This window comes from Pseudomonas sp. 3A(2025), assembly GCF_054589175.1.
Genome location: NZ_BAAILM010000088.1, coordinates 62485 through 76541 on the forward strand (window position 1 = coordinate 62485; position 14057 = coordinate 76541).

Here is a 14057-nt window from a genome sequence, read left to right on the forward strand (position 1 = left end):
GCTGTCCGCCACCTGATGCCCATCGTGCGCCGGCCCGTTCATCGCGGCCTTTGTTTTATCCAGCGAAGATAGTCATTGCCATGCCTCGTCATTTTTCCGCACTGCGGGCTCCCGTTTCCGGCCTGTTTTCTTTTGCCACCTCGCGCCGCGCGCTCAAGCGCGGGCTGCTGATCGGTGTGCTCGGCCTGCTGGCCCCTCAACTGGTGCAGGCCGCCGGTAACGATCGCTGGATCAGCGACAGTCTCAATACCTATGTACGCAGCGGCCCGACCGACGGGCACCGCATCGTCGGCACTCTCAAGTCCGGCCAGAAAGTCGAACTGCTCTCTACTCAGGGCGCCTACAGCCAGATTCGCGGCGAGGGCGGCAGCACCGTCTGGATTTTGACCAGTGACCTGCAAGAAGAGCCCGGCCAGTCCGAACGCTTGCCGCAGCTGACCGCGCAGGTCGCGCAGTTGACCGGTCAACTGAGCAAGATCGACGACACCTGGAAGGTTCGTGTGCAGGGCATGCAGGAAACCCTGGACTCGCGCAAATCACTGGTCGACGAACTCGAAGCGCGCAACAAGGGCCTCAACGAGCAACTGAGCCAGGCGCAATCGGAACTTCGCGACACCCAGGCGCGGCTGGGCAACGAAAACCAGCAGGCGCTGATGGGCTACATGGTCTATGGCGGCAGCATTGCCGGCGCAGGATTGCTGGTCGGCCTGATCCTGCCGTCGCTGACCCGTCGACGTAAACGCAACGACGGCTGGTCCTGATACGCGCTTTTTCCCTCTTCGGATTCAGTGAGCCAGGTCTCGTTTCAACCGGCTGCGCGGACGCAATGTCCCGCGCCGTGAGATCTGCTTCTATAGTTTCCGGGCCTTTGGTCGAAAACCTTCAGGAAGGTGCAAGCCTGTCGGTTTGCGACAGTCTGTGGAAATCTGTTTGATGGCACGTTGCTGTTAGATATCATCTGCGCCCTTGCAACCGGTAAAACACCTGAGCCCAGGCAGTCGAACCGGTCTTGCACTCTATGAAAACAGGATTCTGGATGCTGGCGTACAACCAAAAAAGCTTTCTGATCGTTGACGACTTCTCCGATTTTCGCAGCTCGGTCAGGTCCATGCTGCGTGAATTGGGCGTCAAGGATGTGGATACCGCCGACACCGGCGAGCAGGCCCTGCGCCAGTGCTCGCAAAAGCGTTACGACTTTGTTTTGCACGATTTCAACCTGGGCGACGGCCGCAAGAACGGCCAGCAGGTGCTTGAAGACCTGATGACCGAGCGGCTGCTCAGTCACGAAAGCGTGTTCATCATGGTGACCGCCGAAAACAGCCAGGCCATGGTCATGAGTGCGCTGGAATGGGAGCCAGATGGTTACCTGACCAAGCCATTCAACCGCGCAGGCCTGTCGCAGCGCCTGGAAAAGCTGGTGCAGCGCAAGAACCTGCTCAAGCCCATCATGCAGGCTCTGGACCGCAACAAACCCATCGAGGTCCTGACCGCCTGCACTCAGCTGACGCAGAAAGACCCACGGCTGGCGCCTTTGTGCCTGCGCTACAAGGCTACCGCCCTGCGTGATCTGAATCAGTTCGAGCCCTTGCACAAGCTGCTGACCTCGATCATTGCCGACCGGCCTACGCCATGGGCGTTCGGCATGCTCGGCAGCCTGCTGCTCAAGCGCGGCAAGACCAGCGAGGCGCTGGCGGTCTATGAGCAGGCCACCAAGGCGTTTTCGATGTTTCCGGCGTTGTTCGATGGCCTGGCCGATGTGCTGGTCGCACGTGGCGAGGTCAAGCGCGCCCAGAACGTGCTCGAAGCGGCCGTGCGCCTGTCGCCGCTGGCGGTACGCCGGCAGACGATGCTGGGCAAGCTGGCCCTGGACAACCAGGATTTCGACAGCGCCTCGAAGGCCTATCGTCAGGCGGTCAGCCAGGGACGTCACTCACGCTTCAAAGACCCGGAAACCAACCTGGGCCTGGCCCAGGCGCTGATCAGTCGCAGCGGCGACGCGGGCCTCGATGCGCGCACCCGGGTGGAAATCAACCAGGCGCTGGGTGACGTCGCCAAAGAACACACCAGTGATGAGGGTTTGCAGATCCGTGCCCGCTTGATGAAGGCTACCAGCCTGCAACAGTCGGACCCGGAAACCGCTGGCAAGCTCACTGAGCAGGCCGTGGGCCGGCTGGACAAGATGAGCCAGTTCCTCAGTGCCAACGCGGCCTTGACGGTGGCGACCCAGCTCAATCAGTTGGGGCAACCGGCAGCCAGCGCGGGTGTGCTCAAGAGCACCGCCGAAATCTACGGCGACGATCCTCTGGTGATGAAGAATCTGGCGCGCCTGACCGACGATCCTGAAATCCTGGGCGCCAACAAGACGGCCATTGACATGAACGTGCAAGGCGTGCGCTGTTACAAAGGCGGCCAGTTGCGCGAAGCCCAGGACTTCTTTCGCCAGGCACTGGCCCTGCAACCGAAAAACATCAGTATTGCCTTGAATCTGGCACAGTCGCTGTTGCACCCAGGACAAAACCTGGGGCCGGAAGCGGCTCAAGAGTGTCGGGCCTGTCTGACCATGGTCGGCAAGATGCCCGACAGCGATCCGCGTTTCGATCGGTATCAGAAACTCAAAGAGAGGGCATTCGGCGATGAGCGATAAAGAGCAAGGCCTGGACTTTTCCATGGTGATTGCCTCCACCGTGCACGACATGAAGAACTCTCTGGCAACCCTGACCCGGGCCCACAGCGAGTGGCAGGCGCAACTGCCGGCTGAACTGCAGGACACGCCGGGGCACGGGGTGATCGAGTATGAATTTGCCAACCTCAACGGCATGCTCGTGCAGTTGCTGGGCTTGTACAAACTGGGCGTCAACCAGTTGCCGTTGCGCCCCGATTACCATGAACTCGATGACTTTATCGAAGCGCAACTGGCCCATCATCAGGAAGTGCTCGACAGTCGTGGCATCAGCGCAGGCTTTGAAGTCGATCCGTTGATCCCGCTGGGCTTTTTCGACCGTGAGCTGATCGGCTCGGTGGTCAGCAATATCCTGGTCAATGCCATCCGCTTTGCCCGGCAAGCCATTGCCGTCGAGGTCGGCGAGCAAGAGGGTCAGCTGTGCATCAGCATCAACGACGACGGGCCGGGTTACCCGGTGCACATGATCGAGATGCAGACCGATTACGTGCTGGGCATCAACGCCCAGAGCGGCAGCACCGGCCTGGGTCTGTACTTTGCCTCGCACATCGCCCGCCTGCACCAGCGCAATGGCGTGCAAGGGCGCATCGAGATCGCCAACGGCGGTCCGTTGGGGGGTGGTCGGTTCAGTATTTATCTGCCCTGAGACGGTCGGCGCTGACAAGGGGGCGTCGCTCCTGGACAGCTATAGCGTTTAACCCCGCGCAATTGCATGGCAGTGCTTGAAATCCTCACGGCCCGCTGTCTATGGTGTACGCCTTGCCGCCGGGCGGACTGAATAGCGAAGGATCGAAGGATGGCCTGCAATGAGCGCCCTGTCATGACACATGTGCTGGATGGGGTGGAGGAGGTTGAGTGCGTCACGCCGGATCTCAATGGCGTGCCGCGAGGCAAGGTGATGACCGCCGAAGGCTTCCTGGCCGGGCGGCGTCTGCAAATGGCCCGTGGCGTGCTGTTGCAGTGCGTGATGGGCGGTTACCCGGCGGCGCGCTTTTACGGCAGCGACGACGGCGATCTGGCACTGGTGGCTGACCCCCGGCAGGTTTACCGGCTGCCCTGGAGCGACACGCCACGGGCCCTGGCCATTTGTGCTGCCGACGAACTCGACGGCCAGCCTTGTGGCCTGTCGACCCGGGCGCTGCTCAGGTCGGTGCTGGCGCGTTATGCCGAGCGCGGTCTGGCGCCGGTGGTGGCCACCGAACTCGAATTCTATGTGTTTGCCCACAACCCCGATCCACAGCAGCCGTTCATGCCGCCCGTGGGGCTGGATGGGCGCCGCGAGCAGGGCTTTTCGGCGTTCAGTGTCAGCTCCAGTAACGGTTTGCGGTCGTTCTTTGCCGAAGTGCGGACGTGCATGGCGGCCTTGGGGTTGCCCATTGACACGGTGATGCACGAGATGGGCGTCAGCCAGTTCGAGATCAACCTGCTGCACGGCGATGCGCTGCTGCTGGCCGACCAGACGTTTCTGTTCAAGCATCTGCTCAAGGAAGTGGGGCTCAAGCACGGGTTGACAGTGGTGTGCATGGCCAAGCCGTTGGCGCAGGCAGCGGGCAGTTCGATGCACATTCATCAGAGCGTGGTGGATTCGGTGTCGGGGCGCAATGTGTTCAACGATGCCGATGGTCAGCCAACGGCGGCGTTCCGGCATTTTATCGGCGGTCAGCAGGCGTGCCTGGCGGAGTTCACCGCCTTGTTTGCGCCGAACGTGAACGCCTACCAGCGGCTGTTTCATCCTTATGCCTCGCCCAACAATGCCTGCTGGTCGCATGACAATCGTGCCGCCGGCCTGCGCATTCCGGCCAGTGTGCCCGAAGCGCGGCGGGTCGAAAATCGCCTGCCGGGCGCCGATGCCAATCCCTATCTTGCGATTGCCGCCAGCCTGGCGGCCGGCCTGTATGGCATCGAGCAGGCGCTTGAGCCGACAGCCGCCGTACAAGGCGAAATAGAGGTGCCCGAACACCTGACGTTGCCCGACACCCTGCAGTCGGCCTTGCGCCGCCTTGCGCGCAGTACACGGGCGCGGGAACTGTTCGGCCAGACCTTCATCGAAGGCTTCATCGCCAGCAAGACTCTGGAACTGACCAGTTTTCTGGATGAAATAACGCCCTGGGAGCGACGGGTGCTGGGTAGCCAGATCTGATTGTGAATCCTGCCATTGCCGGCAGGACCCTGATGTTCGACCACGCCCGTGCGGGCGACTCTTTATAGACAGTCGGGAATACCATGCGCCAAATCTGGAAGTCTTTTCGAGCGCTTTACTTCGCCTCATTGATGATGCTGATCGGCTCCGGTCTGCTGAGCACTTATCTGGCCTTGCGCCTGGCTGCCGATCAGGTCGACAGCCTGTGGGTCGGTTCGTTGATGGCCGCCAACTACTTTGGTCTGGTGCTGGGTGGCAAGATCGGCCACCGCCTGATTGGTCGCGTGGGGCATATCCGTGCCTACGCCACCTGCGCCGGTATCGTCGGCGCGGCGGTGCTGGGCCATGGCATGACCGACTGGCTGCCGGCCTGGCTGGGCCTGCGGATGATCGTGGGCCTGGGCATGATGTGTCAGTACATGGTCATCGAAAGCTGGCTCAACGAGCAGGCCAGTGCCAAGCAGCGCGGCATGGTCTTCAGCGGCTACATGATTGCCTCGTACCTGGGGCTGGTGCTTGGCCAGTTGATTCTGGTCGTGCATCCGCAGTTGGGGCCAGAGCTGTTGATGCTGGTCGCCATGTGCTTTGCGCTGTGTCTGGTGCCGGTGGCCATGACCCGCAGCATTCACCCGGCGCCGATGCGTCCGGCGCCGCTGGAACCGCTGTTTTTCATGAAGAGGGTGCCGCAGTCGTTGACCACGGTACTGGGCGCCGGTTTAAGCCTGGGCGCTTTCTACGGCCTGGCGCCGGTGTATGCGGCCAGTCACGGGTTGTCTACCGAGCAGGTCGGCCTGTTCATGGGCTGCTGCATCATGGCCGGTTTTGTTGTGCAGTGGCCGTTGGGCCTGCTGTCGGACCGTTACGACCGTTCGCAATTGATCCGCGTATTTGCAGGTTTGCTGGCGCTGGCCAGCTTGCCGCTGGTGGTGCTGAACGGGGTGCCGGTAGAGGTGTTGTTTGTCATCGGCTTTATTGCCGCCCTGATGCAGTTCAGCCTTTATCCGCTGGCAGTGGCCTTTGCCAACGACCATGTCGAGGCCGATCATCGGGTATCACTGACGGCCATGTTGCTGATGACCTATGGCATTGGCGCCAGTATCGGGCCATTGCTGGCCGGGGTATTCATGCAGGCGTTTGGCGGCAACATGCTGTACGCCTTCATCTGCGTCACGGCAGGAGTACTGGTGTTGCTGATCCGTCCTAAGGCGGTCACGCGGCTGCACGAGGTCGAGAACGCACCGCTGCAACACGTTGCCATGCCCGACAGTATGGCCAGCTCACCGCTGGTAGTGGCGCTCGATCCGCGGGTCGACGAGCAGATGGTTCAGGATCAGATGCAGACCACGGTTGAGCCGGCGCCAGAAGCTGCGCCGGTGACCGAGCCTGAAAAGGCTGAAGACAAGGACAAGGATGAAATGCTGGATAAACCGTATGGCGGGTGCCCGTAGGGCGGGCAGGGCGCGCCGTGTCATGCACGGCGCGTTTCGATCAGAAGTCGTCGTCTTTGTCGAAGCGACGGGCTTCGCGCTGCAACTGGTAGACGAAGCGTTCGACCTGGCGCTGTACCAGGCCGCTGACGTTATGGAAGCGTACGCCAGCAAAGGTAGTGTTGAAGCGCTCTTCGAAATGCAGGTAGCGCAACTCGACCGCTGATGTCAGGGCGCCGAACGGCAGTCTGGCGACGAAGCGGTCATAGACCTGGCCCAGTTGCACGCGCTCGGAAATATCGCCGTCGAAGCGCAGTTTGCAACCGGTGGCCGAGATGTCCAGCAGTTTGCCGGTGATCGGGAACTTGAGCTTGTCGCCGTCCAGATCGACATCGACCAGTTGCGACAGCTTGAGGGCGGCGCGGAAGGCATTGCGACGCTGGTGATAGACCACCTCGGTGGGCATCGGGCCGCGATAGAGGCGCTGGCCAGGGTTGTCGATGATGTTCATGGCTGCGTTGGATTCCCAGGCGATACGCACGCCATCGTGGAACCCTTCGACGCGGAACGCCTCGCCGCTGCTCAGGAAGCGTTCGCCATCGCGCGGGATCATTTCGTCCAGTTCGATAAGGTTGCTTTCGCGGTCGACTTTAACCAGATAGCTTTGAAAGCGCTGGGAACGCTCATGGAAAGTGATGATCAGGGGATCGTGGTTTTCCATGAGTAACCGCAGGTTGGCGGCAATTTCCAAAGGCGTATCGAGAACCTTCGGGGGTTGCGGAGCATCATCCGCGGCTAAGCCATTCACTTTTAAGTCTCTCCAGGCAAAATGCTACGGCAACGCAGTGATAGACATTCTGCCATCATGTGAAGCGGCTTGAAACAGCAAGTTAAGCCTGGCTGAGAGGGCGCGGCTTGGCTCTGCCTGCCGTCGAGCCTCGGCTGTCGTAGAGCGAGGGTGTCTCGCCGCCGTTCAGAATGCGCAATTGATGAGCGGTTGTCATCTGCTGCAATTGAATCAGTTTGCCGTTTTGCTCGTTGAGCGCCTGGCATTCGGCAATGAGGGTCGCCAGTTCGTCGCCGGCTTCAAGCAGCTGTGGACCTACCGATGACTGCTCGGCCAGCGTTGCCAGACCCTGGCGATTGGTCGGCAGTCCGAGACTGGCAAGCACCTGGCTACGTCTGCGGCCATGTTGCTCAAGCTGAATCACCAGCGCTTGTTTCTGCGCCAGAATCCGCTCCATCTCGCTCATGTCCCTGCCGTGCAGCACAACCGACTCGTTATGCAGCAACTCGAGCAGTTGGCGGGTCGGGGTCATGTCGTCGGTGATCATCTGCAGCAAAGTAGTGTCTTGCATCGCATGCTCTGGTTTTTCAAGCGTCCAGAAAATCCCGCGCGATACTTAGCGCGCGGCTTCGAAGCCGAGCAGCTTACTGGCTACACGGTTGCTGTCGACCACATAACTGCCGTCTGCGATCGCCTGCTTGAGCTCGGCAACCCGCGCGCTGTTGACGGTCGGCAGATCAGCCAGCTTGTCGGTGATCTTCTGCAACTGTTGAGCCTCACTGCTCAGGTGTACGGATTCACCGGCATTCTTGATGTCGGCGGTAGCAGGCAAGCTGTCGGTCTTGCTGGCTTCCTTGGCGCCGCCGGTGCGCGAAGTGCTACCAACGGACTGTGAGTTACTAAGTCGACTGAAATCGATGGGCATGATTGAAAAACCTCTGGGTGTTTTGGACGCTTGCCTTGTTTTCGGCCACCCAATGAAAAACTTTAGGCGCAATGTGTCAAAGCCTGGGCGACAGGCATTGCGCGCCCGGATATGCGCTGCAGTCTAGGAAAAACCAGCGGCGCGCACCAGCTTCAATCGATGAAAATGCCGTTACATGGCGACTTCCACTTGCCCCGGGCCTGTCACGTTGGCCTTGATCACCCGCTTGGAGTTGAGATTTCGTACACGTATCTGTTCGTTGAGACCGCCGTCGGACAGTGCCTCGCCCGGCATCCGCACCGCAAGGCTGGGGCTGCGTGCGACGATCACCACGTGATCGCCTTTACGGACCATCGCCGGTTGTTCCATGAAGGTTGGCGACAGTACCTGATCGACGACCGCTGGTCGGACAAGTTTCTGCCCGATAGCCAGGTCCGTTGATGGCAAAAAGCCCATGCCCAGGGTGCCGATATCCCGCTCGCGCACGGCAATATCGTCTTCGGTGATGACGGTGTCGCGCTTGAGCGGCCGTGTGGCAATCACCACGTTGCGAAACAGTTGTACCTGCGCCGGCACATAGACGGTCCAGGGGTTTGAGCCTTCGCAGCGCACCTTTACCGTGACCCTGCCCACCGGGCGCGGGCTTTCCAGCGTGGCTGTCAAATCCTTGTCGCAAAATGCCATGCGCATCCGTGGGTCAAGTTGCCGGACCTGGATCTGGTGACGACCTTCGATCTGGCTGCTCGCCAAATACTCTTGTACGGTGTACTCAAGAAACCCCTCGGTGACGCCGATAAGCTGTTCAGGCAGTGTGAAATTCTCGGCGCGACCGGGAGTTGCAGTGCAAAAAAGGCACAGCATGACGATTGCGCCCAGCCAGTGGCGGGTTTCTAATGCGGCGTGTCGAAAAATTGTCGTCTTGTCATTCATGACGTATAAAAAGCAAGGCTCGTGCCGCTTGCCGTATCCGGTATGTGGCGGTCGATGGTTGAGGTAAGGGGGGCAGGGCATGGCAGGTGTAATGGATTCGGTGAACCAGCGCACGCAGCTGGTTGGTCAGAATCGCCTGGAGCTGTTGCTGTTTCGCCTGCAAGGCAAGCAGCTCTACGGGATTAACGTATTCAAGGTCAAAGAAGTACTGCAATGCCCGAAACTCACCATCATGCCCAAATCGAGCAGGATCGTGCGTGGTGTGGCCAATATTCGTGGTGGCACCATTCCGATTCTGGATCTGGCGATGGCCACCGGTTCTACCGGGATGATTGCGCTGGAAAACACCTTCGTCATCATCACTGAGTACAACACCAAGGTTCAGGGTTTTCTGGTGCATTCGGTCGAACGCATCGTCAACATGAACTGGGAGGAGATCCATCCACCACCCAAGGGTACCGGTCGCGATCACTACCTGACGGCAGTGACGCGGGTCGACAACCAGTTGGTGGAAATTATCGACGTCGAGAAGATTCTGGCGGAGGTGGCGCCGATTGCCGAAGCGGTGTCGGTCGGTGTGGTCGATGAAGAAACGCATCACAAGGCCGTTTCGCTGCGGGTATTGACCGTTGATGACTCTTCGGTGGCGCGCAAGCAGGTCAGTCGTTGCCTGGAAACGGTCGGTGTCGAAGTGGTCGCTCTGAATGATGGTCGTCAGGCGCTGGATTACCTGCTGGCGATGATCGCCGAAGGCAAAAAGCCCGAGGAAGAATTCCTCATGATGATCTCCGACATTGAAATGCCGGAGATGGATGGCTATACCTTGACAGCAGCCATACGCAATGACCCGCGGATGAACAAGCTGCACATTACCTTGCACACCTCGTTGTCGGGGGTGTTCAACCAGGCGATGGTCAAGAAGGTCGGTGCCGATGATTTTCTCGCAAAATTCCGGCCTGACGATCTGGCGGCGCGCGTCGTTGCCCGGATCAAGGCAGCAGACCATACCTAGGGTGGTAAGCCCTGGTCGTTCACATGATTTGAGAGGCGGTACCTTTGTCTACGGGTAATTTGGATTTTGAACAGTTCCGGGTCTTTCTGGAAAAAGCCTGTGGCATCCTGCTGGGTGAAAACAAGCAGTATCTGGTGTCCAGCCGCCTCAACAAGCTGATGGAACAGCAGGGCATCAAGAGCCTGGGCGAGTTGGTGTCGCGTATTCAATCCCAGCCGCGCAGTGGTTTGCGCGAGCAGGTGGTCGATGCGATGACGACCAACGAAACCTTGTGGTTTCGCGATACCTACCCCTTTGAGGTGCTGAAAAACAAGGTGCTGCCCGAGCAGATCAAGGCCAGCCCAGGACAGCGTCTGCGCATCTGGTCGGCGGCCTGTTCGTCCGGCCAGGAGCCGTATTCGCTGTCGATGTCGATCGATGAGTTCGAGCGCAGCAATCCGGGGCAGCTCAAGACCGGCGTGCAAATCGTTGCGACCGACCTGTCGAGCCTGATGCTCAATAATTGCAAGACCGGCGAGTACGACAGCCTGGCCATCGGTCGCGGCTTGTCGCCGGAACGCTTGCAGCGCTATTTCGACACCAAGGCGCCCGGTCGCTGGGCGGTCAAGGCGCCGATCAAGAGCCGTGTCGAGTTCCGCTCGTTCAATCTGCTCGACAGCTATGCCAGCCTTGGCAAGTTCGACATCGTGTTTTGTCGCAACGTGCTGATCTACTTCTCCGCCGAGGTGAAGAAAGACATCCTGCTGCGCATTCACAGCGTGCTCAAGCCGGGCGGCTACCTGTTTCTGGGAGCCTCCGAAGCGCTCAACGGTTTGCCGGACCATTACCAGATGGTCCAGTGCAGCCCGGGCATCATCTACAAGGCCAAGTAAGCCTTCGAGCCGTTGCGTGACCTTCACGCAGCGGCCGCCTCTGGCAAAAAAACGACACTCCTCTTGCCGCCCCTGATCCTTCAGCGGAAATCCCTTGCCGCTTTTCTGGCATCCCTGCCGCACTCATTCGGCAAACCCCCTGCAAACACTGGCTTCACAAACATGGCATGCCGATTGCTTTGTCTGTGATACGTACATCAGGTCAACCGGTAAAGGTTTCCCGACATGAGCATCAACTTCGATAAAGCACTGGGTATCCATGAAAAAGCCCTGAACTTCCGGGCCCAGCGGGCTGAGGTGTTGGCCAATAACATCTCCAACGCCGACACCCCGGGCTACAAGGCGCGCGACCTGGATTTCTCTGCGGTGCTGGCCGCCGAGACCGAAAAGGTCAACAGCAAGGGCCAGTTCGCCATGAACACCACCAATGGTCGTCATATCGAAGCTCAGGCTGCCGGCAGCGACACCGAAGGTGTGTTGCTGTACCGCACCCCGTCGGCCCCTTCGCTGGACCAGAACACCGTCGATTCGCAAGTGGAGCAGGCCAGCTACGCCCAGAACTCCATGTCGTTCCAGGCCAGCTTCACGCTGCTCAATAGCAAGTTCAAAGGGCTGGTATCGGCCCTGCGCGGAGAGTGATTCATGTCGCTATCGAATGTCTTCAACATTGCCGGCAGCGCCATGAGTGCCCAGACCACGCGTCTGAACACCACTGCCAGTAACATTGCCAACGCTGAAACCGTGTCGTCGAGCATGGACCAGACCTACCGCGCCCGTCACCCGGTGTTCGCCACCGTGCTTGAAGGCCAGCAGTCGATCGGTGGTGGTTCGTTGTTTCAGGACCAGGGCCAGGCCGGGCAGGGCGTACAGGTCTCGGGCATCATCGAGGACACCTCCAACCTCGAAGCCCGTTATGAGCCCAATCATCCTTCTGCCGATGGCAACGGGTACGTCTACTACCCCAACGTCAATGTTGTGGAAGAAATGGCTGACATGATTTCTGCCAGTCGGTCGTTCCAGACCAACGTCGAAATCATGAACACCGCCAAAACCATGATGCAGAAGGTGCTGACCCTGGGTCAGTAATGAGGGCGTGAACCATGGCTGTTGAGAACGATGTATCGGCGAGTTTTATCAACTCGCTGCAAAACCCGACCAAAACCAAGACCGACGACGGTACCAGTGCGCTGGGCAAGGACGCGTTCCTGCAACTGCTCGTAACCCAGATGAAGAACCAGAACCCTCTGGACCCGCAGGACAACACCCAGTTCGTTGCCCAGCTGGCGCAGTTCAGTAGCCTGGAAAGCATGCAGAACCTGACCAGTACGGTCGACTCGATCGCCACCATCTACAAGTCGTCGCAGGCCTTGCAGGCCTCTTCGCTGGTCGGGCGTTCAGTGATCGTCGATGCCAGCAGCGTGTATGTCGAAGCCGGCAAGGGTCTGACCGGTTCGGTCGTGGTTCCGGCCACCACCACCAGCACCACCCTCAGCGTCTACGATGCCAACGGCACCCTGGCCGACACCGTCGATCTGGGCGGCTTGAACGCCGGCACCCAAAGCTTCACCTGGGACGGCCTCAAGGATGACGGTACGACGGCAGCGGCGGGCAACTACACCTTCAAGGTCAATGGTTCGATCAGCGGCACCAATACGGCGCTCAGCACTTACTTGCCAGCCACAGTCAACAGCGTGACCACCGCCACCACCGGCGGCGACATGACCCTTAATCTGGCAGGTGGCAGCAGCATCGCCCTGTCCAAAGTACAGACCATCGGATTGTAAGAGCCGGGCAGACGGCGAGGAGTTGTAAATGTCTTTCAATATCGGCCTTAGTGGTCTCTTTGCAGCCAACAAGCATCTCGACGTTACCGGCAACAACATTGCCAACGTCGCCACCAACGGCTTCAAGTCGTCGCGTGTCGAGTTCCGCGACCAGTATGCCCAGTCGATCCGTGCCACCTCCGGCGGCGTCAGCACCGGCAGCGGCGTGGCCATCGGTGCCGTTTCGCAAGAGTTCACCCAGGGCAACCTGTCGACCGGTACCGGCAACAGCCTGGACATGGCCATCAACGGCAGCGGCTTCTTCATGCTGACCAACAACGGTGAGAAGGTGTACACCCGCGCCGGCGCTTTCCATACCGATCGCGAAGGCTACATCGTCAACAGCGAAGGCATGAACCTGCAAGGTTACAACGTCGACGCCAACGGCAACCTCGCCGTCGGCACGCTGGGCGACATGCGCATCGACACCTCGAACCTGATACCTCAGACCACCTCGCAGATCACCAACACGGCGAACCTGAATTCCGCGACGACGCAGCCTTCGCTGTCGACATTCGATGCCACCGACACCAAGTCGTACAACTTCAAGTACGACACCCCGATCTACGACAGCCAGGGTAACGAGCACAAGCTGGAAAACTATTTCGCCAAGACGGGCGTCAATACCTGGTCGATGTACACCCTGATCGATGGCCGCAACGTCAATGATCCGACGACCGCCACGCCGACCCAGACCCAGCTGACCTTTGACTCGAGCGGCAATCTGATCACCTCGGGTACCGGTGCGCCGGTAACCACAGGGGCGGTGACCCTCAATGCCGACGGCACCTTCCAGGTCAATAACTGGGTGCCCGGTGTACAAACCGGCACCGGTACCACTGCCACCTGGGCGGCCAACGGTGCTGCAAGCTCCACCACCGGCATCAAGCTGGACATGATGGGTGTGAAGCAGACCGCAGCGGCTTCCGGCCTGATCAGCCAGACCCAGAACGGTTACGCCACAGGGCAAGTCAGCTCGATGAGCGTCGACCCGAGCGGCAGCCTGTTCGCCACCTACACCAACGGCCAGTCGAAAGTCATTGGTCAACTGTCGCTGACCACCTTTGCCAACGTGCAGGGCCTGGAAGCGGCTGGCGGAACCAACTGGCGCGAAACCTACTCGTCGGGTGTGCCGGTCACTGGCGCACCGCAAACCGGTACCCTGGGGTATGTCACAGGGCAAGCGCTGGAAGAGTCCAACGTCGACCTGACCTCCGAGCTGGTTGAGCTGATCAAGGCGCAAAGCAACTACCAGGCGAACGCCAAGACTATTTCGACCCAGAGCACCATTCTGCAGACCACCATCCAGATGTAATGTCTGGTTGATGAGTGCCAAAAAAGCCCCTGTTTACAGGGGTTTTTTTGTGGGCCTCGATAACGGTTTGTGACGTGGCTCGTGTATTGAAATACACCGGATCATTCCTACTTTGAACTGTGGAAATTCCCACTTTCGTTGCTGCG

The 14057-nt window shown here is 59.6% G+C and carries 15 protein-coding genes; 11 read left to right on the forward strand and 4 right to left on the reverse strand.

What is annotated here, in order from left to right; genetic code table 11:
- Positions 1-80: 80 nt before the first annotated feature.
- The 5 genes from ACYP2A_RS23135 (at position 81) to ACYP2A_RS23155 (ending at position 6268) form a co-directional block, all read left to right on the forward strand.
- On the forward strand, positions 81-761 hold the full coding sequence (locus ACYP2A_RS23135; protein WP_459748269.1) for a TIGR04211 family SH3 domain-containing protein: 681 nt from the start codon (positions 81-83) through the stop codon (positions 759-761).
- 275 nt (positions 762-1036) lie between these two features.
- Positions 1037-2644: a response regulator gene (locus ACYP2A_RS23140; RefSeq protein ID WP_459748270.1), complete on the forward strand. Its 1608-nt coding sequence runs from the start codon at positions 1037-1039 to the stop codon at positions 2642-2644.
- Positions 2634-3326 (forward strand): sensor histidine kinase, encoded by a 693-nt coding sequence (locus tag ACYP2A_RS23145; RefSeq protein ID WP_459748271.1) that lies wholly within the window; start codon positions 2634-2636, stop codon positions 3324-3326. Before ACYP2A_RS23140 ends, ACYP2A_RS23145 begins: the two co-directional genes overlap by 11 nt.
- A gap of 252 nt (positions 3327-3578) precedes the next feature.
- On the forward strand, positions 3579-4820 hold the full coding sequence (locus ACYP2A_RS23150) for a glutamine synthetase family protein (protein WP_459748300.1): 1242 nt from the start codon (positions 3579-3581) through the stop codon (positions 4818-4820).
- 83 nt (positions 4821-4903) lie between these two features.
- The gene (locus ACYP2A_RS23155; RefSeq protein WP_459748272.1) at positions 4904-6268 is read left to right on the forward strand and encodes an MFS transporter; all 1365 of its coding nucleotides are present in this window, start codon (positions 4904-4906) and stop codon (positions 6266-6268) included.
- 40 nt (positions 6269-6308) lie between these two features.
- Here ACYP2A_RS23155 and ACYP2A_RS23160 read toward each other — a convergent pair whose 3' ends face one another.
- The 4 genes from ACYP2A_RS23160 to flgA form a co-directional block, all read right to left on the reverse strand.
- Positions 6309-7055 (reverse strand): flagellar brake protein, encoded by a 747-nt coding sequence (locus ACYP2A_RS23160; protein WP_459748273.1) that lies wholly within the window; start codon positions 7053-7055, stop codon positions 6309-6311.
- Between the two features lie 82 nt (positions 7056-7137).
- On the reverse strand, positions 7138-7605 hold the full coding sequence (locus ACYP2A_RS23165) for a flagella synthesis protein FlgN (RefSeq protein ID WP_459748274.1): 468 nt from the start codon (positions 7603-7605) through the stop codon (positions 7138-7140).
- A gap of 45 nt (positions 7606-7650) precedes the next feature.
- Positions 7651-7959 (reverse strand): flagellar biosynthesis anti-sigma factor FlgM, encoded by a 309-nt coding sequence (gene flgM / locus ACYP2A_RS23170; protein ID WP_459748275.1) that lies wholly within the window; start codon positions 7957-7959, stop codon positions 7651-7653.
- A 171-nt stretch (positions 7960-8130) separates the two neighbouring features.
- The gene (gene flgA / locus ACYP2A_RS23175; RefSeq protein WP_459748276.1) at positions 8131-8889 is read right to left on the reverse strand and encodes a flagellar basal body P-ring formation chaperone FlgA; all 759 of its coding nucleotides are present in this window, start codon (positions 8887-8889) and stop codon (positions 8131-8133) included.
- Between the two features lie 79 nt (positions 8890-8968).
- Between flgA and ACYP2A_RS23180 the strand changes: the two genes are divergently transcribed.
- The 6 genes from ACYP2A_RS23180 to flgE all read left to right on the forward strand — a co-directional run bounded on the left by ACYP2A_RS23180 (position 8969) and on the right by flgE (position 13911).
- Positions 8969-9901: a chemotaxis protein CheV gene (locus tag ACYP2A_RS23180; RefSeq protein WP_459748277.1), complete on the forward strand. Its 933-nt coding sequence runs from the start codon at positions 8969-8971 to the stop codon at positions 9899-9901.
- A gap of 44 nt (positions 9902-9945) precedes the next feature.
- Positions 9946-10773: a protein-glutamate O-methyltransferase CheR gene (cheR, locus tag ACYP2A_RS23185; protein WP_459748278.1), complete on the forward strand. Its 828-nt coding sequence runs from the start codon at positions 9946-9948 to the stop codon at positions 10771-10773.
- A gap of 225 nt (positions 10774-10998) precedes the next feature.
- Positions 10999-11412: a flagellar basal body rod protein FlgB gene (gene flgB, locus ACYP2A_RS23190; RefSeq protein ID WP_459748279.1), complete on the forward strand. Its 414-nt coding sequence runs from the start codon at positions 10999-11001 to the stop codon at positions 11410-11412.
- Between the two features lie 3 nt (positions 11413-11415).
- The gene (flgC, locus tag ACYP2A_RS23195) at positions 11416-11859 is read left to right on the forward strand and encodes a flagellar basal body rod protein FlgC (protein WP_056838647.1); all 444 of its coding nucleotides are present in this window, start codon (positions 11416-11418) and stop codon (positions 11857-11859) included.
- Between the two features lie 14 nt (positions 11860-11873).
- Positions 11874-12557, forward strand: a complete 684-nt coding sequence (locus ACYP2A_RS23200; RefSeq protein WP_459748280.1) for a flagellar hook assembly protein FlgD — start codon at positions 11874-11876, stop codon at positions 12555-12557.
- A 28-nt stretch (positions 12558-12585) separates the two neighbouring features.
- Complete coding sequence (flgE, locus tag ACYP2A_RS23205) at positions 12586-13911, forward strand: flagellar hook protein FlgE (RefSeq protein ID WP_459748281.1); 1326 nt, start codon at positions 12586-12588, stop codon at positions 13909-13911.
- Positions 13912-14057 lie beyond the last annotated feature (146 nt).

Excerpts from the sequence above, each read along its gene's own strand:
- ACYP2A_RS23135 (WP_459748269.1), top strand. The coding sequence starts at position 81 with ATGCCTCGTCATTTTTCCGCACTGCGGGCTCCCGTTTCCGGCCTGTTT.
- ACYP2A_RS23140 (WP_459748270.1), top strand. The coding sequence starts at position 1,037 with ATGCTGGCGTACAACCAAAAAAGCTTTCTGATCGTTGACGACTTCTCC.
- ACYP2A_RS23145 (WP_459748271.1), top strand. The coding sequence starts at position 2,634 with ATGAGCGATAAAGAGCAAGGCCTGGACTTTTCCATGGTGATTGCCTCC.
- ACYP2A_RS23150 (WP_459748300.1), top strand. The coding sequence starts at position 3,579 with ATGACCGCCGAAGGCTTCCTGGCCGGGCGGCGTCTGCAAATGGCCCGT.
- ACYP2A_RS23155 (WP_459748272.1), top strand. The coding sequence starts at position 4,904 with ATGCGCCAAATCTGGAAGTCTTTTCGAGCGCTTTACTTCGCCTCATTG.
- ACYP2A_RS23165 (WP_459748274.1), bottom strand. The coding sequence starts at position 7,605 with ATGCAAGACACTACTTTGCTGCAGATGATCACCGACGACATGACCCCG.
- flgM (WP_459748275.1), bottom strand. The coding sequence starts at position 7,959 with ATGCCCATCGATTTCAGTCGACTTAGTAACTCACAGTCCGTTGGTAGC.
- flgA (WP_459748276.1), bottom strand. The coding sequence starts at position 8,889 with ATGAATGACAAGACGACAATTTTTCGACACGCCGCATTAGAAACCCGC.
- ACYP2A_RS23180 (WP_459748277.1), top strand. The coding sequence starts at position 8,969 with ATGGCAGGTGTAATGGATTCGGTGAACCAGCGCACGCAGCTGGTTGGT.
- flgB (WP_459748279.1), top strand. The coding sequence starts at position 10,999 with ATGAGCATCAACTTCGATAAAGCACTGGGTATCCATGAAAAAGCCCTG.
- flgC (WP_056838647.1), top strand. The coding sequence starts at position 11,416 with ATGTCGCTATCGAATGTCTTCAACATTGCCGGCAGCGCCATGAGTGCC.
- ACYP2A_RS23200 (WP_459748280.1), top strand. The coding sequence starts at position 11,874 with ATGGCTGTTGAGAACGATGTATCGGCGAGTTTTATCAACTCGCTGCAA.
- flgE (WP_459748281.1), top strand. The coding sequence starts at position 12,586 with ATGTCTTTCAATATCGGCCTTAGTGGTCTCTTTGCAGCCAACAAGCAT.